Here is a 21,708-nt window from a genome sequence, read left to right as displayed (position 1 = left end):
TGCTCGCAAGGTAATGAATGGTTCGAATAGGAGGGGACCAAGAGAGCAATGCGCTAATCATAAAACCAGCCGAGCGATAAGCCGGCTTAACAGGCCGAGGGCGATGACGACAAACAGGATGACGGTTAACAAACGCCAGACGCGGAAGGGTTGGCGTTGTACCTGATGTTGCGGGGCGCTGAGATACTGTTCGACGCGTTTTAGGTCTTCAGGATTCAGGCGACTGGTCATGCTTTACCTCGGCTGGTTAAGCAACAGGGCACTTGATCTGGGCTGATCGTGGTCCGCAATAAAAGCATCATAGCGGGCTGAATCAGGGCAGGCCAATGCAGTTGCGATCCTGCGGGTTAGCCTTTATCCCTAAACAGCATAGTCAAATGGCAGTAATACTGGCGTTCGCAGGTAATAAAGCGTTTGTCAGATTCTTGGGCTGGGAGGCTTTAGTGCAAGGATTTCCAGAGATGGACGCTTGATCAGAGGCCAATGCCAATATCGAACACAATGGTGCGACCCAGATTGCTGCGCAGAAACTCAGGCGCTGAGTTATGGGCAAACAGGACTCGGGCATAGTTCGGGCCGACCAGTGACAGTGAGCGCCAGCCTTGTCTCAGGTACTCGGTCGGTGGCGGGAAGTGGCTGTTGAAGTCTGGGACTGAATACTTGAGGTCGGCATAGGCGACCATGTCCAGTTTGCCCACATCAAGATTGCGTTCCTGATAATTACGGGACTTCTTCAGCAGCGTAGGCGCTAGTTTCTCTTGTAACTGCCGCGCACCGATTCGCCTCGGCTTTTGCTCTCGCCGTACGAGTTGGCTGAGGCTATAGGCTTTGCGGCGTCGCTCCAGTTCACTGCGCCATTCATCATTCAGTCTGCGCCCTTCATCAAGCACAAAGAACACCTCAAAGTTTGCCTCCCGAAACACCACGTCAGGGGGCTCTTTGCTCGCGCGACTGAACTCGTCGAGGTTGTAAGTCACATTCAAGGCTTGCAGCAGGTGCATGCATACCCAACGCTCGCGCTCCCATTTGCGGGCGTTGGAGAGAAAGTCATTGGCTTGCTCGGCCTGGGCCGTCAGCAGGCTCAGATAGTCGGCCTCGTTCATAGCGAGGAGCTTACTCGTGCTGCACGCGTCTGTGTAGGGCGAGTGCCGTTGGGAGTTAATCCACTTCATCATGCAACGTTGAGCTGTGCAGCGCGTCAAAAGCCATTCGCAATGCCATTGATGCGCTCGTAAACTTTGCCAGCCAGCGCTGTGCTGGCAGTGTGTTCTTGGCCATGGACTGTATTAGATGATTGCTGCGCACGTTTTATCTGAAACCTCACAGTTGCTCGGCTGGCTGATCTACCTGCCGCTGGTGGCTTGGGCGATATGGCGTGCGCCGTGGGTTGAGTTGTGTACAGATGTGCGTCGTCAGCATTTGCTGGGGGGGACGGCGCTAGCACTGTTTGTGCTATGGCTAGTGCGGCGGGACTTTGAATCGGGATTGTCCTTTCATTTTGTCGGCATGACGGCCGTCACCTTGCTGCTGGATTGGCCGTTGGCCGTTCTGGTGGGGGTTGTAACTCAAGTGGGGCTGACGCTGCTTGGTAAGCAGGATCTCGCGGCGCTGGGAGTTAACGGTCTGTTGCTTGTGGCTATCCCGGTTTTCGTTACTGAGTTCTGCGCCTTATGGGTGGAGAAAAAACAGCCGCGCAACTTGTTTGTTTACATCTTCTGTAGCGGATTTTTCGCCTCTGCGCTGGCCACTCTGCTGTGCATTTTCGTTGGTCTGGGCATCCTGCTGGCTGATGGTTTGTTCCCGATGCCGCCGTGGTTGGAAGACTTTATCGGCTACCTGTGGCTGGTGATTTTCCCTGAGGCGTTTATCAACGGCATGATCGTGACAGCACTGGTGGTGTTCTATCCCGACTGGCTGGAAACCTTCAATAAACCCCGTTACCTGGCTGCCCCTTGGCGGGACGATCAGGGTCGCTGATAGCGGCCACTTCAGTCTCTCTATAGCGCCTCATCGGTTGACCCAGATCAAGCAGCGCCACTGCACAAGGCACATGCTGAAGGTGTGCAGAGGAGGGTTTGAAAATGGGCGTTTACTTATGGGCGCGGCAGGAAATCGAACATTGTCTCCAGGCTGCGCAACTGAACGGCATAGATGAGCATTTGGCGCTACGTGCACTGCTAAGTGCTGTGGTCGAACGCAGCAAATCCATCCGTGATATCGGCGATTTAGCTGATGAACTCAAGTTCATCGCTGACAATCTGGACGACGAGCGCGAATACGGTTTTATGCGACCCTAACCGATTTGTTGTCGGCTCAGCGTTATTGAGGCGCGAGACGTGGATTAGGCCGCTGTGCGGCTAATCCACGCTGCAGTGTGGTGGTAGTTGCGTTTAATGCATGCTGCGCGGCGGCTGATCTTCGGAAAACACATCGTCTTCCAGTGGGTTGCCAGGGATGGCGTGCTCCTCGGCGGCCCAGGCGCCTAAATCAATCAGTTTGCAGCGTTCACAGCAGAACGGGCGGTTAGGGCTTTGCGGACCCCATTCAACCGGTGCGCCACAGGTCGGGCAGGCGACTACAGTTGGGTTGGTCATGCTTCTTTGCCTCCACGTAGGGTCAGGTAAAAATTGTGCAGGCGCTGGACTTCGGCTTGCAACCAATTCAGGTCACGGTCATTCACCAGTACGTCATGGGCATGCCGCAGACGCTCTTCACGCTTAGCCTGAACTTTTAATATCGCTTCAACCTGCTCGCTGCTGGTTTGGTCGCGGGACACCGTGCGCTCGATCTGCAGCGCTTCCGGCGCATCCACCACCAGTAGCCGCTGTGTCATTCTGCGTTGGCCAGACTCCACCAGAAGGGGGGAAACCAGAATCGCGTAGGGTGACTCGGCGCCCTCAAGTGATTGACGGATTTCTTCATTGATCAGCGGGTGTAGCAGCGCTTCCAGCCAGCGACGATCGTCTGGGTTGCTGAAGATGCGGTTGCGCAGGGCAGGGCGGTTGAGGGTGCCATCAGCGTGCAGAATGTCTTCACCAAAGTGGCTGACAATTTTTGTCAGTGCAGGCTTGCCCGGTTCAACCACCCAACGTGCAGCATGGTCAGCATCCACCGCATGGACGCCAAGCTCAATAAAGTGCTGAGCTACAGCGCTTTTGCCGCTGCCGATTCCACCGGTTAAGCCAAGAATCCAGGGTTTCATAAGCGCACTGCGCTCCGTGTATATATAGGAGCGCGATTGTAGTGCAGTCGGAGCGTAGGGTGGAACCGCTGGGGTATGTCAGGTGCCGGGGCTCGCGAGACGTGGATTACGCCGCGATGCGGTTAATCCACGCTACGGTGTTGGTGATGTGGTTGTGGGGTGGAACCGCGCAGGGTTTCCTCCGTTGCGGTGTGGCAGGTTTGGCGGAGTTGGGCTCGCGAGACATGGATTACGCCGCGATGCGGCTAATCCACGCTACGGTGTTGGTGATGTGGTTGTAGGGTGGAACCGCGCAGGGTTTCCTCCGTTGCGGTGTGGCAGGTTTGGCGGAGTTGGGCTCGCGAGACATGGATTACGCCGCGATGCGGCTAATCCACGCTACGGTGTTGGTGATGTGGTTGTGGGGTGGAACCGCGCAGGGTTTCCACCGTTGCGGTGTGGCTGGTTTGGCGGAGTTGGGCTCGCGAGACATGGATTACGCCGCGATGCGGCTAATCCACGCTACGGTGTTGGTGATGTGGTTGTAGGGTGGAACCGCGCAGGGTTTCCACCGTTGCGGTGTGGCAGGTTTGGCGGAGTTGGGCTCGCGAGACATGGATTACGCCGCGATGCGGCTAATCCACGCTACGGTGTTGGTGATGTGGTTGTAGGGTGGAACCGCGTAGCGTTTCCACCGTTGCGGTGTGGCAGGTTTGGCGGAGTTAGGCTCACGAGACATGGATTACGCCGCGATGCGGCTAATCCACGCTACGGTGTTGGTGATGTGGTCGTAGGGTGGAACCGCGTAGCGTTTCCACCTTTGAGTTGCGGATCAGAACCGGGCTAGCTGGAGGTAGCTGCTGGTGATCTGCTCACCCCAGAGCAGGGCGATAAAGCCGGCAATGGCCAAATACGGGCCAAAGGGAATGGGCGTGCTGCTGTCCTGATTGCGCAGCTTGAGCATGATCACGCCGAGTATTGCACCTACCAGCGACGACAACAGAATCGTCAGCGGCAACACCTGCCAACCGCCCCATGCGCCGAGCATGGCCAGCAGCTTAAAGTCGCCATAGCCCATGCCCTCTTTACCGGTCACCAGCTTGAATAACCAGAACACGGTCCACAGACTCAGATAACCCGCAATCGCCCCCCACAGAGCGCTTTCCAAGCTGGTGAACAGGCCGAAGTAATTGACGATAAGCCCTAGCCACATAAGCGGCAGCACGATGGAGTCGGGCAACAGCTGATGATCAACATCAATCAGGCTCATCGCCAGCAGCCCCCAGGTCAGCAACAGAAACGCTGCGGCCTGCCAGCTAAAGCCGAAATGCCAAGCAACATACGCCGAGAGCAAACCGCAGGTCAGCTCCACTAGCGGATAGCGCAGGCTGATGTGGGCTTTGCAGTTAGAGCACTTGCCGCGCAAAAACAGGTAGCTGATCAGCGGGATGTTCTCCCACGGCTTAATCTCGTGGGCGCAATGCGGGCAGCGTGAGTTAGGCAGGATTAAGTTAAACGTCTCACCGGCTGACTCCTCCGGCAGGCCCAGGGCATCCCTCGCCTGAACCTTCCATTCCCGCTCCATCATCTTGGGTAAGCGGTAAACAACAACGTTAAGGAAGCTGCCGATCAGCAGGCCGAGGATCAGCACCAATAAAACAAAGGCCAGCGGTTCGCTGGCCAAAAGTTCACCAATCATGGATTAACCAACCACCGAGCCAAGCTGGAAGATTGGCAGGTACATGGCAACAATCAAGCCGCCCACCAGTACGCCCAGTACCGCCATGATCATTGGCTCCATCAGTGCAGTCAGGTTGTCCACGGCGTTATCAACCTCGGCCTCATAATATTCAGCGGTTTTATCCAGCATTTCATCCAGTGAGCCGGACTCCTCCCCGATGGCAGTCATCTGCACCGCCATAGAAGGGAAAACCCCAGTGGTGCGCATGGAGAAGTTCAGCTGAGTACCAGAAGATACATCCGACCGGACTTTGGCAATGGCTTCACGGAACACTACGTTACCCGCAGCCCCTTCCACCGAGCTAAGAGCTTCGACCAGTGGCACACCGGCGGAGAACGTTGTGGCCAGCGTACGGGCAAAGCGCGCCACCACAGCTTTATAGATGATATCCCCGAAGATAGGCGCCTTAAGCAGGGTTCTATCCAGAAAGTCCCTGAAGCTTTTTGAGCGCTTATGGGCCTCTTTAAAGCTGAAGGCGCCAATAATGATTACGCCCAAGTAGATATACCACTGGTCTTGCAGGCTGCGTGACATATCAACCACGACTTGAGTAAAGGCCGGTAGTTCGGCGCCAAAACCTTGGAAAACTGCCTCGAATTGCGGTACCACCTTGATCAGCAAAATAGCGGTCACGATGATCGCAACCACAATAACCGCGATGGGGTAGGTCATCGCTTTTTTGATCTTGGCTTTCAGTGCCTCGGTTTTCTCTTTGTATGTGGCCACTCGGTCGAGCAGGGTTTCCAACGCGCCGGATTGTTCGCCAGAGTCCACCAAGTTGCAGTACAGGTCATCAAAGTACTGGGGTTTAGTGCGCAGGGAGGCTGCAAAGCTGTTGCCGGCAGCGACCTCCTGCTTAATGTCGTTGATCAGGTTGCGCATATTGGGGTTTTCAAACCCCTCGCCGATAATGTCAAAGGCCTGCAGTAACGGCACGCCAGCCTTCATCATGGTCGCCATTTGCCGGGTAAACAGGGCGATGTCGATTGGCTTGATCTTTTTGCCCGCGCTGAACAAAGAAACCGGTTTCTTCTTTACTTTGAGCGGGTTGATACCCTGCTTGCGCAGTTGGGCTTTGATCAAGGCGGGGGACTGCCCCGACATTTCGCCCTTGATCTTGCCGCCTTTTTTGTCGATGCCTTCCCACGTGAAAACGCTGAGTTTTAACGCTTTGTCCGCCATGGGTTAATCCTTGGTCACTCGGTTGACTTCTTCAAGGCTGGTAACGCCCTGCATTGCTTTTAGTAACGCGGAAGTGCGCAGATCGTTAAAGCCGTCTTTACGCATCTGAAGGGAGATATCAATGGAGTTACCTTCTTCCATAATGATGCGCTGCAACGCTGGGGTATTTTTAACCACCTCGTAAATGCCCACGCGGCCTTTATAACCGTGGTTACAGTTCTCGCAGCCCACTGGGCCATAGAGTTTTAGGCCGTCGATCTTATCGGCTGGGAAGCCCTCTTCCAGCAGGGTTTCCCGTGGAATGCTGACTTCCTTCTTACAGTGGCTGCATAGTTTACGTGCCAGTCGCTGGGCGATAATCAGGTTTACCGACGTGGCAATATTGAACGAAGGTACACCCATATTGCGCAAGCGGGTGAGTGTTTCTGCCGCACTATTGGTGTGTAGGGTCGACATCACCATATGCCCGGTCTGAGCTGCCTTAACGGCAATAGAGGCGGTATCCAGGTCACGGATCTCGCCCACCATGATGATGTCCGGGTCCTGCCGCAGGAAGGCTTTAAGGGCGGCCGTAAAGTCCATGCCCTGTTTCGGGTTAACGTTGACCTGGTTGATACCCTCAAGGTTGATTTCAACCGGGTCTTCCGCTGTGGAGATATTCACGTCCACGGTATTCAGGATGTTCAGGCCCGTATAAAGGGACACGGTTTTGCCGGAGCCTGTAGGGCCTGTGACGAGAATCATGCCTTGTGGCTGCTTAAGGGCGGCCAGGTACAGCTCTTTCTGGTCTTCTTCATAACCCAGGGCGTCAATACCCATCTGAGCGCTGGCAGAGTCCAGAATACGCATTACGATTTTCTCGCCCCACAATGTAGGGCAAGTGCTGACGCGAAAGTCGATGGACTTGGTCTTGGACAAGCGCATTTTAATCCGCCCGTCCTGCGGCTTACGTCGCTCGGAAATATCCAGCCCAGCCATTACCTTTAGGCGAGCGGAGATGCGCGGTGCCAGTTGAATCGGCGGGCGGGCGATTTCCTGCAAAATACCGTCGGTGCGGAAGCGTACCCGGTAGTTCTTTTCGTAAGGCTCAAAATGCAGGTCGGAAGAGCCCTTCTTGATGGCATCCAACAGCATTTTGTTCACAAAACGCACCACGGGGGCGTCGTCGGCGGCGTTGCCTTCACTGTTATCCGGGCCGTCGTCATCCATGGCCTCAACATCAACACCGTCCAAATCCACATCGCCCAAATCGTCCATGCCGCTGTTGGCAGAGTCGAAAAAGTGCTCAATGGCGTTGTTGAGCTTGTCATCTTCTACCAGCAGGGCTTCGGTGGTCAGGCCCGTGGAGAACTGAACATCGGTAACGGCTTGATGGTTAGTCGGGTCGGACACACCAATAAACAGCTTATTACCCCGACGAAACAGCGGGATAACCCGATGCTGGCGCACCAGTTTCTCACTGATCAGGTCTTTCGGCTGGGCTTCCTTATCAATCGCATTCAGGTCGCAATAAGGGACGCCAAACTGCTCAGAGGCAATATCGGCCACGGCCTTGCCGCTGGCGATCTTGTTTTGTACCAGATAAGTAACGAGGGGGATTTTGTTCCGTAATGCCTGGGCTTGAGCCTGCGCCGCGACACTTTCCGTCAACAGTTCAGCGTTGACCAGTTGCCGGGCCAAGCCGGTGAGGTTTGGGGCTTCGCTCATGATTGTGTAGTGCTATGGCTAATAGTTATGCGTGCCTTATAGCCTAATTCAGGCATTTGCCCAAGAGCCGTAATGCAGAGTGACGAAAAATGTCACTTCATGCCCGGTTAAGTAATGTCAGATATGGGCTTATGAATATAGGAGCGATTTAGTCGGATAATACCTTGGGATACTGAAAATCGGCGGTCCAAGTGGATTTTAGCTTATGTCAGCATCTTCTGTTTAAGGTTGGCACAAGCTGTGCAGGTTGAGTTGTGTCTGTGACAAACCACAACAGGAGCTAGACGATGAAGTCTCTTAAGAAGCAAAAAGGTTTCACCCTGATCGAACTGATGATCGTAATTGCAATTATCGGTATTCTGGCGGCGATCGCTATTCCGCAGTTCAACGATTATCGTGCAAAGGCTAATGATTCTTTGGCGCTTGCAGATAACAAAAATATCGTGACTACATTCTCAGCGGCAATGCGTTAAGGAGAGCGGAATATGAAAAAAATTATCTTAGGCCTTGGTATTACAGCTGCGATGACTTCTTCGTTTGCTTTTGCAACTAACAACGCTGCGGAGGCAATTGCGTCAGGTAACCGCATCGTGCTTACTGATTGCGACTTGCTTTCAGATGACGTAACGGTGAATTTGTCAAACGGTGTACTTGCAAGCTATTTCTGCCGTTTACCTGTTCCTGGCACTCCAGGTGAGATTGTTGTTGCTACCTGTCACGAAAATGGGCGTACTGCTACCCGTACAGTTGAGTCTGTTTGCACAAACGCCACTCCAGTACCTGAAGGGCAAGTAGCCTGTGAGGATCCGGATGTTCCTTTCAATACTGCCACAGCTCAAGGTGCTGCAATTTTTCAAGGCCGTACCTCCGGTGGTGCTATTGGGCCTACCGCTCTTGATGGTCAACTCTGTACTGCAGCAGGAGTTGCAACTCGGGCTCGTTAATTGATCAAAGCAAAAGGGAGGCTTAGCCTCCCTTTTGCTTTTACAATGACTGTTTTTGGAGTTTAACTCTGTTTGGCTTCGGGATTTTGTTGTTATGGCTGATTTTTATAGTTCGATGCGTATAGTTTGGAAGACGGTTTTTTTTCGCATTGTACTAGTGCTTCTTGTTTTAATGGCTATAACTGTTTTTATGTCTGGTTTCTTTAGTGGAAGGCAGCCAGCGACAGTGGCGCTGGATGTTGGGATATCCATAGTTCGTTTGGTGCTACCATTCTTTATAGTTATGCTTGTGCACGAGTTATTCGGTCGAGAATTTGAGAGAAGATTGTACTTGAATAGTCTAACCTATCCCCGGGGAAGGGGAGGGTTTTTATGCTCCAGATTTGTAACTGTTTTGATTGTTTTGATTTTTGTGGCGTCCCTTTTGTTTTTGCTTGTTGGGATTTTGGTGTGGCTGATTTCGGGGTGGTATGAGCAGTCAACCAAGGTTGATTTGGGGGTGGGGTATCTAGTTGTTGCTGGGTTTGTACTTTTAGATGCACTTGTGGTTTCTTCATTTGCATTGCTTCTATCGGTTTATGCCTCGTCTTCGAGTTTTGTGTTATTCTCAACTTTAGGTTTTGTTATATCATCAAGATCTTTTGGGTCTATTGTTGAAATGCTTGAGAGAGATTCATCTTTAGGATTCGGTGTTGAAGGGTATAGTGTGGGCTTGGAGTTGCTTCACTGCTTACTTCCCGATCTAGGGGCGCTTGATGTTAGGATGATCGCTCTGTATGGGAGTTTTGAGTTTTTCCCAGATGATTGGGCTATGATCGTTCTTAATTGTTTGTCTTACACTTTACTTCTTCTTCTAATTTCAGTCGCAATTTTGAGGCGTAAGCGTTTTGAGTAGCACTATGCGTTTAGTGGTATTACTTACGGTTGTGGTTTTTATAATGTCCTCAAGTCTATTATCTGATAGACTACAAAATGTTGCGCGTGTAGATGGAAGAGTTGTTGTTGAAGCTCCGGTCTTAACTGCTCTCTGGGGGGGGGATCGTTTTTTAGCTGCCAATACTGAGGCAATTAGGCTTCTTTCAACTGGGGTTGATACGGGAAGGGCGGATACAGGCTACTTAATTCGTGCGAGTAGAGTCATATCTGTTCTAAATCCTTGTCACGAGGATAATTATTACCTCTCTAATGGCCTGCTCACATGGGGAGGGGCTGAGGAAGCCAGTGGCGAGGTGTTGAAGGCCGCGATTGCGTGCCGATCATGGGACGATGTGCCAGCATTCTTTTATGGCTTTAATCAAGCTTTTTTTAAAAGAAACGTAGATCAAGCGGTTGAACTATTAAATATCGCTGCTGGCCGTTCTAAAGTGAACTCCAGTGCTTATTCAAAGCTTGCGATCATGTTGCAGGTCGAGAATATTGTTGATGATAATCTTGCGTTAGGATTTCTTGTGTCTCAGCGTGATAACGCTAATGATCCTAAACTACGTGCGATGCTGGATAAGCGGGTGGAAAGATTACAAGGCCTGTTAAAGTTGCGGGAGGGGCAACTACGTTACGAGTCAAAGTATGGACGTTTAAATGAGATCCAAGAGTTAGTCGATAAAGGAACTCTAGATGAGTTGCCAGTAGATCCACTTAGACTAGGTTATGAAATCCGTAATGGCCGAGTTGAGTTGAAAAAATTTAGCATAGCTGGAACGGAGGAGCTGCCTTGAAAGTGGCATTGGAGTTTTACGGTGTGAGTCAAACCTTCCACACAAAAGGCAAAACCCTCCAGGCCCTGAAGGACGTAAACCTCACCATGTCCGAAGGCGAAGTCTTCGGTTTCGTGGGCCCAAACGGTGCGGGGAAGTCCACCACCATTAAGGTGATGCTGGACATCATTAATGACTATCAAGGCTCAGTCAGCATCTATGGTGTAGATGCGCATAAGGCGGAGGCGCGTAAGCCGCTTGCTTATGTGCCGGAAGCGCCGGCGTTGTATGAGCAGTTTACCCCGCTGGAAATCCTGCGGATGGGCCTGTCCATGTATGGCATTAAGCGTAAGGACGCTGATGCCTGGTGCATGCACTGGTTGGAGCGGTTCTCCGTCGCGCAGAACGCCAAACGCAAGATTCGTGAGTTATCCAAGGGCAACGTGCAGCGTGTGGCGTTGGCCCATGCAATGGTGGTTCAGCCCAAGTTGCTGGTGTTGGATGAGCCTCTGTCCGGCCTTGACCCGGTTGGGCGGAAGGATGTGGTGGAGATTCTCACCGAGTTTAAACAGCAGGGTGGGGCGATCTTCTTCACCTCCCATGTGTTGCATGACGTGGAGCGTATCGCTGACCGTTTTGGCTTTATCAATAAAGGTCAACTGTTGACGGTGCGTTCCCCCCGCGAGCTGGCGGCCGAGCGAGTTGACCACATGCTCGTTCGCTACTCGGCAGCACAGCCGCTGGTAGAAGGTGGCCGCACCTTGCGTGAAGCTGAGTATGAGTGTGAGGTGATGCAAGCCAATTTGCCGGCTTTTATTGCCCAGCTCAATCAGCTGGGTGGTCATTTGTTGAGCATCAAACCTGCCGTGTCGCTGGAAACCGTGTTCTTCAAAATCCTTGAGGAAGCGCAGACTGCGTAGGGTGGAATCGCCTTGGCGCTTCCACCGTTGCGGTGTGTCTGTGTCGGTGGTGTTGGGTTTGCGCGAGACGTGGATTACGCCGCGTTGCGGCTAATCCACGCTACGGGTGTGAGGTTTGGGGTGGAATCGCCTTGGCGCTTCCACCGTTGAGGTGCATCTGTGCAGGTGGCGTTGGGGTTGCGCGAGACATGGATTACGCCGCGTTGCGGCTAATCCACGCTACGGGAGATTTGTGTTGCGGGCGACTACAAACTCAACCGCATCGACAAATCCACTGCCTTCACATCCTTAGTCAGCGTGCCAATCGAAATATAGTCCACACCCGTTTCAGCGATGCTGCGCAATGTGGTTTCGTTGACGCCGCCGGAGGCTTCGAGCTTGGCGCGGCCTTGGGTGATGGCGACGGCCTGGCGCATTTCATCCAGGTTCAACTCATCCAGCATGATGATGTCGGCGCCTGCCGCTAGCGCTTGTTGCAGCTCCTCCAGACTTTCCACTTCAACCTCCACCGGTTTGCCGGGGGCGATCTTGTGCGCGGCGGCGACGGCTTGGGCAATGCCACCGCAGGCGGCGATATGGTTTTCCTTAATAAGGAAGGCGTCGTACAGGCCAATGCGGTGGTTGTGGCAGCCGCCTTGGGTCACTGCATATTTTTGCGCCAGTCGCAGGCCGGGCAGTGTTTTGCGGGTGTCGAGCAATTTGACGTTGGTGCCTTGAACCAGATCGGCATAGTGCTGGCAGCGGGTGGCAACGGCAGACAGGGTTTGCAGGAAGTTCAGCGCGGCACGCTCGCCACTGAGCAGGGCGCGGGCTGGGCCTTCCAGATGGAACAGCGGTTGGTTGGCTTCGGCACGCTGGCCGTCCTGAACGTTCCAGTGTACGGCGACGCGCGGGTCGAGCTGGCGGAAAACGGTATCTACCCAAGCGGTGCCACAGATCACAGCGTTGTCGCGGGTGATGATGGTGGCGCTGGCCAAACGTTCTGCCGGGATCAGTTGGGCCGTGATATCGCCGCTGCCGATGTCCTCAGCCAGAGCGCGGCGCACGTTGGCTTCAATTTCTGTGGTGAGGTCGGCAAGGGTGAGGTTTGGCATGGTGAGCTCCGGCACAAAGAATCTGCGGATTATAGGGGCTGGCTGGTGTTTGCGCAGCGCTATCTGGGGTTAGATGCGGCTTTTGTAGGGTGCGGTAGGTGCTTAGGGTGGAATCGCCTTGGCGCTTCCACCGTTGCGGTGTGCCTGTGTCGGTGGTGTTGGGTTTGCGCGAGACGTGGATTACGCCGCGTTGCGTCTAATCCACGCTACGTGAGTGTAGGTTGGGGCACGCTGTTGTCTGGCTGTGCGGTAGTTGGCGTTGTTTGATGGGGCGAGTTGATAGTTTCGAGAATTTCCATGGTGGAATTTCCGGAGGCAAGGGATGCCGAAATATCGACGTGCTCTATCGAATGGTGGGACTTGGTTTTTTACCGTTAATTTGCTGCAACGCCGTCATAACGACTTGCTGGTACGGCATATCGACGATCTCCGCCGGACGGTTGGGCATGTTCAGCGCCTACATCCGTTCAGGATTGATGCGTGGGTTGTTTTACCTGAACACATGCATTGTGTTTGGACGTTAACCGATTCTGACTTTCCGATGCGTTGGCGCTTGATTAAAACGCTATTTTCACGGTCTCTGCCTGTCAGTGAGTATCGGGCGCCTGCGCGGATGCTGCGAGGGGAGCGAGGTATTTGGCAGCGGCGCTATTGGGAGCATCTGATTCGCGATGAAGATGATTTTCGCAGGCATGTGGATTATGTGCACATCAATCCCGCCAAGCATGGTTTGGTCACACGAGTTTGCGATTGGCCGTTTTCGACCTTTCATCGGGATGTAAGGCGTGGCCTTTATCCTATGGATTGGGCCGGTGATCCGGGTATCGAGGTGCTAGGGGATCACTGAGTCATATGAGGGCGCGAGACATGGATTACGCCGCTTTGCAGCTAATCCATGGTACGGGCGAAGTGCCTGCTATCTGTGATCCAGGTCATACATGCATACAATCTTCGCTTGGTCTGGCGGCAGGGGGCTCTATAATGCACAGAAATTTCTGAAATTTGACGCTGTAATATTGACGTAATGGAAGACGCTCAGTTGTTCGCAGTGCAGAGCCTGTAGCCCAAGAGGGGCTCTCTGCTGGAGATGCACCATGAAAACTGATGCGAATGTGGTTCACCTGAAGCCCGGTGGCCCAGAGCACACAACCAGACACCCGATTGCCAGGCTGCCCGCCGTACTGGCTGCGGTGCGCGACAAAGCTGCCGAGCAGTTGCGGCAGGCACAACAAGCCCTTTTTGATAATGCTGACGACACGCTGTTTGAGATGGCGGATCGGGCCACTACTAATGCCGAGCAGAACGCCTTTTTTGAGGCGATGCGGGATTTGCGCTTGCGTCGCAAGCAGATCGAGCAGGCCTTTCTGCATAAGGTGGCAGAGTCGTTCGCCACACTGAATCAATATGAAATCGGCCGTCCGGTTCTGGACCCGGTCTCCTTTGAAAGTCTGTCGCTGGTGCAGAACGATGCGCTGGAAGAGGCTGTGGCGGTTGAGTCGATGGTGGCCAAGGTCATCAGTCGTGACGGCCAGGCCCTTGGGCATCTAACGGCGCGTTTGAATGCACTGGTTAGCAAGAAGCTCGATGAAAAGAACAACCCGGTCGGCCCCGCCAGCCTGTGTGCAGCCTTTATGGATTGCTGCGGCAGCTTGGGTGTGGAGATTCGGGTCAAGCTGATCGTGCTTAAGCTGTTCGATAAGTACGTGCTCAGCGACCTTGGCCAGCTCTACGCCGAATCCAACGCGCTGTTGATTGAGGCGGGTGTGCTGCCGGAAATCAAATCGACACCGCCGCGCCGCCCGCAGTCGGCACCCGCCAGTACTGGCACCACATCCTTTTCCGCCACCGGTGATGGTGCGGCGGCCAGTGAGGAGGGCGTGCAGGAGATGTTTGGCCTGCTGCAGGGCCTGCTTTCGCAAACTCGTGGCCTGGTTGCGACACAGCGGCCACGGCCTGTTGACGCGCTGCCGATCACCAGCAATGACCTGATGCGCCTGCTTTCCCATATGCAGCAGCGCACACCGGTTCAAGTCGATAGCGATTTCGACCTGCGCGAGCAGCTGGAAAATCTGTTGAGCCGTGCCAGTGCCAAATCCGGTAAGACCCGGGTGGTCGGCGAGATGGATGAGGATGTCATCAATCTGGTGTCGATGTTGTTCGAGTTCATTTTGGATGACCGCACCCTGCCGGACTCGCTCAAAGCACTGATTGGGCGCTTGCAGATCCCCATGCTCAAGGTTGCAGTAATCGACAAGAGCTTCTTCAGCCGAGGCAGCCATCCGGCGCGCCGATTGCTCAACGAGATTGCCGCCGCTGCTTTAGGTTGGTCGGATCAGGCTGAGGCGCAGCGGGATACTCTGTTTCAGAAGATCGAGCAGGTGGTGCAACGTCTGCTCAATGACTTCACTGATGATCCGCAAATTTTTGCCGATCTGCTCGCGGACTTCACCGCCTTTATGGGGGACGAACGCCGCCGTAGCGAGCTGCTGGAACAGCGCACACGCGATGCCGAAGAGGGCAGTGCTAAAGCTGCACTGGCGCGTCAGGCCGTCGAGCAGGCGCTGAATGATCGCTTGCTCGGGCGCACGCTGCCGGAAGTGGTCGTGCGCTTATTGCAAGATGCTTGGAGCAACGTGTTGATGCTGACTTGCCTCAAACATGGCGAGGCGTCGGCCGAATGGCAGGCCGTGCTGAACAGCATGGACGACTTGATCTGGAGTGTAGAGCCCCACGATCAACCTGAAGATCGCGAACGGTTGCTCAAGCTGTTGCCCGTGTTGCTAAAAACACTGCGTCAAGGGCTTGAGGACTGCGCTTACGATCCGTTTGCCAGCGAAACCTTCTTTGTTCAGCTGGAGCCGCTGCATCTGCAAGCGTTGCAGCGCTTCAATCCCGTTCAACCTGCCGAGCCTGTGGCCGCACCTGAGGTAGTACGTGACGCCGAAGGGCTTGAGCTGCCTCTGCTGGATGCCACAGTCATCAGCCCTGAACCGCAAGTGGATGCGCCAGTGATGGTTGAGGTGGTGGAGGAGATCGTGCTGCTGGCGCCTGGAGAGCAGCGCGAGCCGGTGCAGGATGTGGAGTTGGATGAAAACGACACGGCTGTACAGCAGGTGGATGCGCTGCGCGTAGGGAGTTGGGTGGAGTTTCAGCAGGACGAAGGCCGTAAGCTGCGTTGCAAGTTGGCGGCTTTTATCAAACCCACAGGCAAGTACATTTTCGTCAACCGCAACGGCATGAAAGTGCTTGAGAAAACCCGTATGGGCCTTGCCGTTGAGTTTCGCCGTCAGTCTATTCGCTTACTCGACGATGCCCTGTTGTTTGATCGGGCATTGGAGTCGGTGATTGGTAATCTGCGTAAGCTCAAAGGCGCCTGACGCCTGTCATGCTATTCGCGGCTGAAGCCGCTCCCACGCAGTCCGGTCGTAGGGCGGAACCGCGTAACGTTTCCGCCGTTACGGTGTTGGCTGCGACGGCGTCCCCGGATTACGCCTGTGGCTAATCCAGGCTACGGTGTTGGCCCGAAAGAATGCTAGACCAGCCTCCGCCTTGATGAAAGTCAAGACAACCGACCCTCGCTGCGTAAGCTCAAAGGCGCCTGGCGCCAGTCATGCTATTCGCGGCTGAAGCCGCTCCCACGCAGTCCGGTCGTAGGGCGGAACCGCGTAACGTTTCCGCCGTTACGGTGTTGGCTGCGACGGCGTCCCCGGATTACGCCTGTGGCTAATCCAGGCTACGGTGTTGGCCCGAAAGAATGCTAGACCAGCCTCCGCCTTGATGAAAACCAAGACAACCTACCCTCGCTGCGTAAGCTCAAAGGCGCCTGGCGCCAGTCGTGCTATTCGCGGCTGAAACCGCTCCCACGCAGTCCGGTCGTAGGGCGGAACCGCGTAACGTTTCCGCCGTTACGGTGTTGGCTGCGACGGCGTCCCCCGGATTACGCCTGTGGCTAATCCAGGCTATGGGGTTGGCCCGAAAGAATGCTAGACCAGCCTCCGCCTTGATGAAAGCCAAGACAACCGACCCTCCCAGCGTAAGCTCAAAGGCGCCTGACGCCTGTCATGCCATTCGCGGCTGAAACCGCTCCCAAAGCCGCCAATGTGGGAGCGACTTCAGTCGCGAAGTGCTTAATGTAGCGGCAAGACCGGTGGTTTAGGTCTTTCGGGGCTTGGCCCCAACCCCATGCTGCACTAGAGTGGCGGCTCTTCAGAGGAGCCCTTATGAAGCTGGACCCGATCAGTGGCTGGTGCGCCGGCATTCAGCACTGCCCGTCACCGAACTTCAATCAGCGCCCGCTGGGTGAGGTGTCGTTGTTGGTGATTCATAACATCAGCCTGCCGCCTGGTGAGTTTGGTGGTGGTTATGTGCATCAGTTCTTTCAGAACCGGCTGGATGCGGATGCTCATCCGTACTTCGCCGGTATCGCAAGCATGCAGGTGGCAGCACACTTTCTGATAGAGCGCGACGGCGCAGTTACGCAGTTTGTATCGTGCAATGAGCGGGGCTGGCACGCGGGTGTCTCCAGCTTTGACGGGCGGGAGAACTGCAACGATTTTTCTGTGGGGATCGAGCTTGAGGGGACGGATGATCTGCCGTTCACTGATCGCCAGTATGCATCTTTGCTGCGCCTGACCCGACAAATTCAGGCAGCATATCCGGCCATCACGCTGGAGCGCATTTGCGGCCACAGCGACATTGCACCCGGTCGCAAGACTGATCCGGGGCCCGCTTTCGATTGGCAGCGCTATCGCCGTGCGCTGCAACAAAACGAGGATGTGTCATGAACTTTCTGGTGCTGTTATTGGTGCTGTGGGTTGAGAAGTTCTCCTCTTGGCGCTCGCCCATCCAAAACGATGGTCCGTTCTTGCGCTTGCTCGCGGCTGTACAGGGGCAAGGTGAGGACAGCGCCCGCCCGTGGGTAAGCCTGCTGCTGATCGTGCTGCTGCCGGTGCTGGCGCTGGGCCTGATTTTGTTGGCCCTTGAGTCGGTCATGTATGGCTGGTTGGCGTTGCCGGTGCACCTGTTAGTGGTGGTCTACAGCTTGGGTCGTGGTGACCTGCAGGCGGCGTTGGGGCCGTTCCGTGATAGCTGGCGCCGGGGGGATGCCGAGGCTGCTTATTTGGTTGCGCAACGTGACCTGGGAATCGAGGCAGAAGAGCCTGCCACACTGCTGGAGCGTGTGCAGAAGTACATGGTTTGGGAGGCGTTTCAGAGCTTTTTTGCTGTGATCTTCTGGTATGCCCTGTTGGGGCCTATGGCTGCTCTGGGTTATCGACTGGTGGCCTTGCTCAGCGAGCACGCCACTCAGCCAGCATTAAAAGAAATTGCTGGTCAGGTGCGTCATGGTTTTGATTGGTTGCCGGTGCGTATGTTGGCGCTGAGTTTTTCGCTGGTGGGCAACTTCTCGGCGGTGAGCCGCAGTTTGCTGCACGAGCTGCTGAGCTGGGATATCAGCGCTGCACAACTAGCCGTGATGACAGCCCGTGCTGCCGGGGAGATCCCATCGCCAGCACTTGGTGAAGAAGGCGTCGCGACGCTGGATACCCTGTGGCAACTGTTGGTCCGGGCTGCCATGTTCTGGTACGCCATTGTGGCGGTTTGGATTCTCTTGGTCTGAAACGACAACACTTTTGCGCCGGGCAGTTACTTGCCCGGCTGCCCCTCTTAAGTAAAGCCTGGATCAATTCCCCTAATTGATAGGGCGCGTGGCATTAACCTTAAGTTACACACCGAGTAGTCGATACAAGGTATATATGCACGGTCAGATGGCGACTGTATTTGAGACATATGTCACAAGTTCGCCATTGAAGCAGCAACGTTAGGCTGTAATCACCAGACAAGTCAGCGCACTAAGCCGCAGCGCTTCTGCGCAATAAGCGTCCACTACACAATAATTAGAACGTGGAGATCTATCGTGAAGTCCGTTCTCTATCCGGCTATCGCGCTGATGAACCGCCTCAGCTTCGGTATGAAGTTCAGCCTGATCAGTGTGCTGTTCTTTGTACCTATGCTGGTCACCAATTTCTTTCTGGTGCGTGACTCTTATCAGCAAACGGTCAGTACTCAAACTGCTCAGCAAAGCCTTAGCCTCTTAGCAGACAGCCTAAAGCTACGACGCATGCTTGAGGATTATGCGGCTTACACCGATGTGAACTCGGTGGTCGGGCAGTCTGGCCAGGCGGGCGAGGTGGACAAGCGTCTTGAGGGATTACAGGCCGATATTACGAAGCTGCTGCAAGGCATGGCTTCACCGAGCCGAGATGAAACGTTAGTCGCTGCCTTCAACACTGAGCGCGATCAGTTATTGGCGTCATTGGCTGCGGTTAAAGCTGAAGATTCGCTGCAGGGCAAGATCGGGCTGGCGGAGCGCTTGCAAGCTGGTAACCAGGTATTTGTTCGACTGATCGCCAGTCAGGCCGGGTTGATTCAGGACCTTGATAGCAGCGTGCGACAGATGGTCGAGCTGATCACCGTGGAGACCCAGAAGGTCACAGCATTGCTCAGCAAAGGGCGGGCTGTGGGGGCTAATTCGCTCTCTCAGGGCTTTCTCAATTCATCTGCCAGTACAACCTTTGACACCCTGCTGCTGGACATCGAAAGGCTGCACGGTGAATACACGGTGCACCTGCGCAGTGTTCCGACTCACGCTGAGTTGCAGGGGCTGGCGGAGCAAAGTCTGGAAAGCCTGAAAGCATCCTCAGTGCTATTTGAGGATCAGGTTGTGGTGGCTGATACGCTGGACACGCCATGGATGCAGTTCTTTGATGAAGTCAGCACGCAGATCGGCAAAACCCAAGCCCTACAGGACGGTGTCCTGAGACTGTTGGATGAGCGCCTGCAGAAGCGGTTGGCAAACAACCAAATGCAGATGGCGCTGCTGGGTGTGGCTCTCTTGGCGGTGTTTCTGCTGATTGTGTACCTGTACAGCGGCTTTTATGTGTCGGTCCGCGCCACATTGAAGCGACTGGGGCAAGTGATGAATCAGGTGGCTGGCGGTGACATGACCGTGAGCATTAAGGCACAGAGTCAGGACGAGCTGGGCGAACTCAGTACGCTGTTCAATGAGACGGTGAAAAAGATCCGTGAGTTGATTGAGCGTGTTGGCCAGACCGTTGTTGAGGTTGAGCGTCAGGCTGAGCGAGTTGAGCATGTTTCGGCTGAGAGCAACGCGGCGGTAACTGGGCAACGTAGCCAGATCGATCTGATTGCCACAGCAATGAACGAACTGTCAGCCACTGCGCAGGAGGTCGCCAGCAGTGCGGCTGCGGCGGTAGGCAGTGCACAGAGCGTGAATGATGAAACCGTAACCGGCCGTGCGTTGCTGGAGTCTCAGGTGGGCAGCATCCAGCGTTTGGCCGGTGAGATTGATCAGTCAGTCCTGGTCATCAACCAACTGGCCAATGACAGCCAGTCAATCAGTCAGGTGTTGGACGTCATCAAAGGCATTGCCGAGCAAACCAACTTGCTGGCACTTAATGCGGCGATTGAGGCGGCCCGTGCTGGGGAGCAAGGGCGGGGGTTCGCTGTGGTGGCCGATGAGGTGCGCAACCTGGCCAAACGTACCCAGCAATCCACAGCAGAAATCGAGACCATGATCGCCAAGCTGCAAAACGGCGTTAATGCTGCTGTGAAAACCATGAACACCAGCCACGAAATGGCCGACAGCACCGTCAATGAGTCAGGCAAGGTGCAACTGGCGCTGGAAAATATTCTGGGGGCGGTCGGCACGATTGTGGACCAGAACCAACAGATCGCCACAGCGGCCGAAGAGCAAACCGCAGTGGCCCATGATATAGACCAGAACATCGTGCAGATCAGCCAAGCAGGTGAGCTGACCGCCGAAGGTGCGGGCCAGACTGAGCAAGCCAGCCGCGAGCTGTCGGCGTTAGTATCACGCTTGAAACAATTGATCGGCGCGTTCCGGGTTTAACCGACTTGCCGTGGGTGGACAAACCTCACTGCGGTCTTGTCCCCTCCCCCCCCTACAGTGATGCGGTTTCACCGTGAGTGCCTTTGTAGGGTGTGATAAGCCTGCGTAGCAGGTTATCCACCGAGCATGCGCACAGGTGCAGGAGGGGGAGCCAGTTACGGCCAATGGTGGATAAACCGCTATGCGGTCTTATCGCACCCTGCGGTTTGTGCGGGATGGTTGAGTGATGCCATCTGTAAGGCGACCGTCGGGGTAACCGAAATGTGTAGGCCACTCGCTTTGATTGCATGGGGCCGTCAGCGGTGCTGGTTGCAACGATGTCTCCCCGGATTACGCCTGAGGCTAATCCAGGCTACAAACTGCGTCGACGTGCTGTGTGTTTAACCCCACCCAAACAGCTCACAGGCATTGCGGCTGCTGGTGCTGGCCAGCTCATCCGGGCTGATGCCACGTAGCTCCGCGAGCGCCACGCAAATATCTGCCAGATGCTCCGGGCTGTTGCGCTGGTTTGGGTACATGGACGGAGCCATATCCGGCGAGTCGGTCTCCAGCACAATCGCCTCGATTGGCAACTGCGCCACCACTTTGCGCAAACGCAGTGCCTGCGGCCAAGTCGGGGCGCCGCCGAGGCCGAGTTTAAAGCCGAGTTTGATGTACTCCCGCGCTTCCTCAACGCTGCCCGCAAACGCATGGATAATACCGCCGCGCTTAAGCTTGAAACGTTTTAAGGTGGCAATCGTTGCTGCGTGGGCGCGGCGTACGTGGATCAGCGCTGGTAGTCCAAACTCAACTGCCATCTGTAATTGTGCTTCAAACAGCGTCTGCTGCTGTTCGCGGTCGAGTTCTTCGAGGAAGTAATCCAGCCCGATCTCGCCCACTGCACATAACTTCGGGTGGCCTGCAAGCTGGCTCAGCCACCCATGCAGTTGCTCAAGATGCGCTTGAGTGTGCTCAGGCAGATACACCGGATGCATCCCAAAAGCAGCATATAAACCATCGTGCTGTTGAACTAAATCCCACACACGTTGCCTGTTGGCCTCGTGCACTCCAAGCACCACCAGCCGCTCTACGCCCAGCGCGCGGCTGCTGGCTATTACCTGATCGCGGTCGGCATCAAATTCGGGAAAGTCCAAATGGGTGTGGGTATCAACTAAATGCATCGTCTGCATCCTGTTATATGGCCAGACAGCCATTGGCACGTTTACCGGTAAAAGTGTACACAGTTGGCATTTTTTTATATTCAGTTGTTAAGCTGACGGGCTGTTGCCAGTCTCCATGCCTGCCCATGAACGGGTAGCGGTTATCAGTAGTAAGG

At 54.9% G+C, this 21,708-nt stretch carries 22 protein-coding genes; 13 read left to right on the top strand and 9 right to left on the bottom strand.

The window, feature by feature from the left end; all coding sequences use genetic code 11:
* Nucleotides 1–57: 57 nt before the first annotated feature.
* Both WG219_17515 and WG219_17510 read right to left on the bottom strand, forming a co-directional pair.
* Nucleotides 58–231: a DUF3094 family protein gene (locus WG219_17515; GenBank protein WXL25084.1), complete on the bottom strand. Its 174-nt coding sequence runs from the start codon at nt 229–231 to the stop codon at nt 58–60.
* Nucleotides 232–473: 242 nt separating this feature from the next.
* Nucleotides 474–1,103, bottom strand: coding sequence for a DUF1780 domain-containing protein (locus WG219_17510; GenBank protein WXL25083.1), 630 nt, complete (start codon nt 1,101–1,103; stop codon nt 474–476).
* 187 nt (nt 1,104–1,290) lie between these two features.
* Here WG219_17510 and WG219_17505 point away from each other — a divergent pair, with 187 nt between their 5' ends.
* Both WG219_17505 and WG219_17500 read left to right on the top strand, forming a co-directional pair.
* Complete coding sequence (locus WG219_17505; protein ID WXL25082.1) at nt 1,291–1,977, top strand: energy-coupling factor ABC transporter permease; 687 nt, start codon at nt 1,291–1,293, stop codon at nt 1,975–1,977.
* Nucleotides 1,978–2,081: 104 nt separating this feature from the next.
* Nucleotides 2,082–2,297, top strand: a complete 216-nt coding sequence (locus WG219_17500; GenBank protein ID WXL25081.1) for a hypothetical protein — start codon at nt 2,082–2,084, stop codon at nt 2,295–2,297.
* A 93-nt stretch (nt 2,298–2,390) separates the two neighbouring features.
* Here the strand turns inward: WG219_17500 and yacG are convergent, their stop codons facing one another.
* Together yacG and coaE are read right to left on the bottom strand one after the other, a co-directional pair.
* Nucleotides 2,391–2,594 carry a DNA gyrase inhibitor YacG gene (yacG, locus tag WG219_17495; protein WXL25080.1) on the bottom strand — a complete coding sequence of 68 codons (204 nt, stop codon included), beginning with the start codon at nt 2,592–2,594 and terminating at the stop codon, nt 2,391–2,393.
* On the bottom strand, nt 2,591–3,202 hold the full coding sequence (gene coaE, locus WG219_17490) for a dephospho-CoA kinase (protein ID WXL25079.1): 612 nt from the start codon (nt 3,200–3,202) through the stop codon (nt 2,591–2,593). Before coaE ends, yacG begins: the two co-directional genes overlap by 4 nt.
* Nucleotides 3,203–3,549: 347 nt before the next feature.
* Here coaE and WG219_17485 point away from each other — a divergent pair, with 347 nt between their 5' ends.
* The gene (locus WG219_17485) at nt 3,550–3,729 is read left to right on the top strand and encodes a hypothetical protein (protein ID WXL25078.1); all 180 of its coding nucleotides are present in this window, start codon (nt 3,550–3,552) and stop codon (nt 3,727–3,729) included.
* Between the two features lie 284 nt (nt 3,730–4,013).
* Here WG219_17485 and WG219_17480 read toward each other — a convergent pair whose 3' ends face one another.
* From WG219_17480 to pilB, 3 genes are read right to left on the bottom strand one after another with little or no spacing between them, the layout of a single operon-like run.
* Entirely contained in the window at nt 4,014–4,880 is an 867-nt protein-coding gene (locus tag WG219_17480; GenBank protein WXL25077.1) for an A24 family peptidase, read from the bottom strand.
* 3 nt (nt 4,881–4,883) lie between these two features.
* Entirely contained in the window at nt 4,884–6,104 is a 1,221-nt protein-coding gene (locus tag WG219_17475; GenBank protein ID WXL25076.1) for a type II secretion system F family protein, read from the bottom strand.
* Nucleotides 6,105–6,107: 3 nt separating this feature from the next.
* The gene (gene pilB, locus WG219_17470; GenBank protein WXL25075.1) at nt 6,108–7,811 is read right to left on the bottom strand and encodes a type IV-A pilus assembly ATPase PilB; all 1,704 of its coding nucleotides are present in this window, start codon (nt 7,809–7,811) and stop codon (nt 6,108–6,110) included.
* A 287-nt stretch (nt 7,812–8,098) separates the two neighbouring features.
* Between pilB and WG219_17465 the strand changes: the two genes are divergently transcribed.
* The 5 genes from WG219_17465 (at nt 8,099) to WG219_17445 (ending at nt 11,369) form a co-directional block, all read left to right on the top strand.
* Complete coding sequence (locus WG219_17465) at nt 8,099–8,284, top strand: prepilin-type N-terminal cleavage/methylation domain-containing protein (GenBank protein ID WXL25074.1); 186 nt, start codon at nt 8,099–8,101, stop codon at nt 8,282–8,284.
* 12 nt (nt 8,285–8,296) lie between these two features.
* Nucleotides 8,297–8,755, top strand: a complete 459-nt coding sequence (locus WG219_17460) for a hypothetical protein (GenBank protein ID WXL25073.1) — start codon at nt 8,297–8,299, stop codon at nt 8,753–8,755.
* Between the two features lie 94 nt (nt 8,756–8,849).
* Nucleotides 8,850–9,650: a hypothetical protein gene (locus tag WG219_17455; GenBank protein ID WXL25072.1), complete on the top strand. Its 801-nt coding sequence runs from the start codon at nt 8,850–8,852 to the stop codon at nt 9,648–9,650.
* Between the two features lie 4 nt (nt 9,651–9,654).
* A complete protein-coding gene (locus WG219_17450) occupies nt 9,655–10,470 on the top strand; it encodes a hypothetical protein (GenBank protein ID WXL25071.1) in 816 nt (271 codons plus the stop codon).
* A gap of 2 nt (nt 10,471–10,472) precedes the next feature.
* Nucleotides 10,473–11,369: an ABC transporter ATP-binding protein gene (locus tag WG219_17445; GenBank protein WXL28034.1), complete on the top strand. Its 897-nt coding sequence runs from the start codon at nt 10,473–10,475 to the stop codon at nt 11,367–11,369.
* Between the two features lie 245 nt (nt 11,370–11,614).
* Here WG219_17445 and nadC read toward each other — a convergent pair whose 3' ends face one another.
* Nucleotides 11,615–12,463, bottom strand: a complete 849-nt coding sequence (nadC, locus tag WG219_17440) for a carboxylating nicotinate-nucleotide diphosphorylase (protein ID WXL25070.1) — start codon at nt 12,461–12,463, stop codon at nt 11,615–11,617.
* A gap of 322 nt (nt 12,464–12,785) precedes the next feature.
* On the opposite strand from nadC, the gene WG219_17435 reads away from it, so the two are divergent.
* The 5 genes from WG219_17435 to WG219_17415 all read left to right on the top strand — a co-directional run bounded on the left by WG219_17435 (nt 12,786) and on the right by WG219_17415 (nt 20,393).
* Nucleotides 12,786–13,310 (top strand): transposase, encoded by a 525-nt coding sequence (locus WG219_17435; protein WXL25069.1) that lies wholly within the window; start codon nt 12,786–12,788, stop codon nt 13,308–13,310.
* Between the two features lie 247 nt (nt 13,311–13,557).
* Nucleotides 13,558–15,840 carry a DUF1631 domain-containing protein gene (locus WG219_17430; protein WXL25068.1) on the top strand — a complete coding sequence of 761 codons (2,283 nt, stop codon included), beginning with the start codon at nt 13,558–13,560 and terminating at the stop codon, nt 15,838–15,840.
* Nucleotides 15,841–16,683: 843 nt separating this feature from the next.
* Complete coding sequence (gene ampD / locus WG219_17425) at nt 16,684–17,247, top strand: 1,6-anhydro-N-acetylmuramyl-L-alanine amidase AmpD (GenBank protein ID WXL25067.1); 564 nt, start codon at nt 16,684–16,686, stop codon at nt 17,245–17,247.
* Entirely contained in the window at nt 17,244–18,080 is an 837-nt protein-coding gene (gene ampE / locus WG219_17420; protein WXL25066.1) for a regulatory signaling modulator protein AmpE, read from the top strand. Before ampD ends, ampE begins: the two co-directional genes overlap by 4 nt.
* A gap of 297 nt (nt 18,081–18,377) precedes the next feature.
* Nucleotides 18,378–20,393 (top strand): methyl-accepting chemotaxis protein, encoded by a 2,016-nt coding sequence (locus WG219_17415; protein ID WXL25065.1) that lies wholly within the window; start codon nt 18,378–18,380, stop codon nt 20,391–20,393.
* 380 nt (nt 20,394–20,773) lie between these two features.
* On the opposite strand, the gene WG219_17410 is transcribed toward WG219_17415, so the two are convergent.
* Nucleotides 20,774–21,553 (bottom strand): TatD family hydrolase, encoded by a 780-nt coding sequence (locus tag WG219_17410; GenBank protein WXL25064.1) that lies wholly within the window; start codon nt 21,551–21,553, stop codon nt 20,774–20,776.
* Nucleotides 21,554–21,708: the final 155 nt, after the last annotated feature.

It is taken from the genome of Pseudomonas mendocina (genome assembly GCA_037482215.1).
Classification (GTDB): Bacteria; Pseudomonadota; Gammaproteobacteria; order Pseudomonadales; family Pseudomonadaceae; genus Aquipseudomonas; species Aquipseudomonas mendocina_E.
Note: the sequence above shows the minus strand (reverse complement) of the source record. Positions and strands in the feature narration are given on the sequence as shown.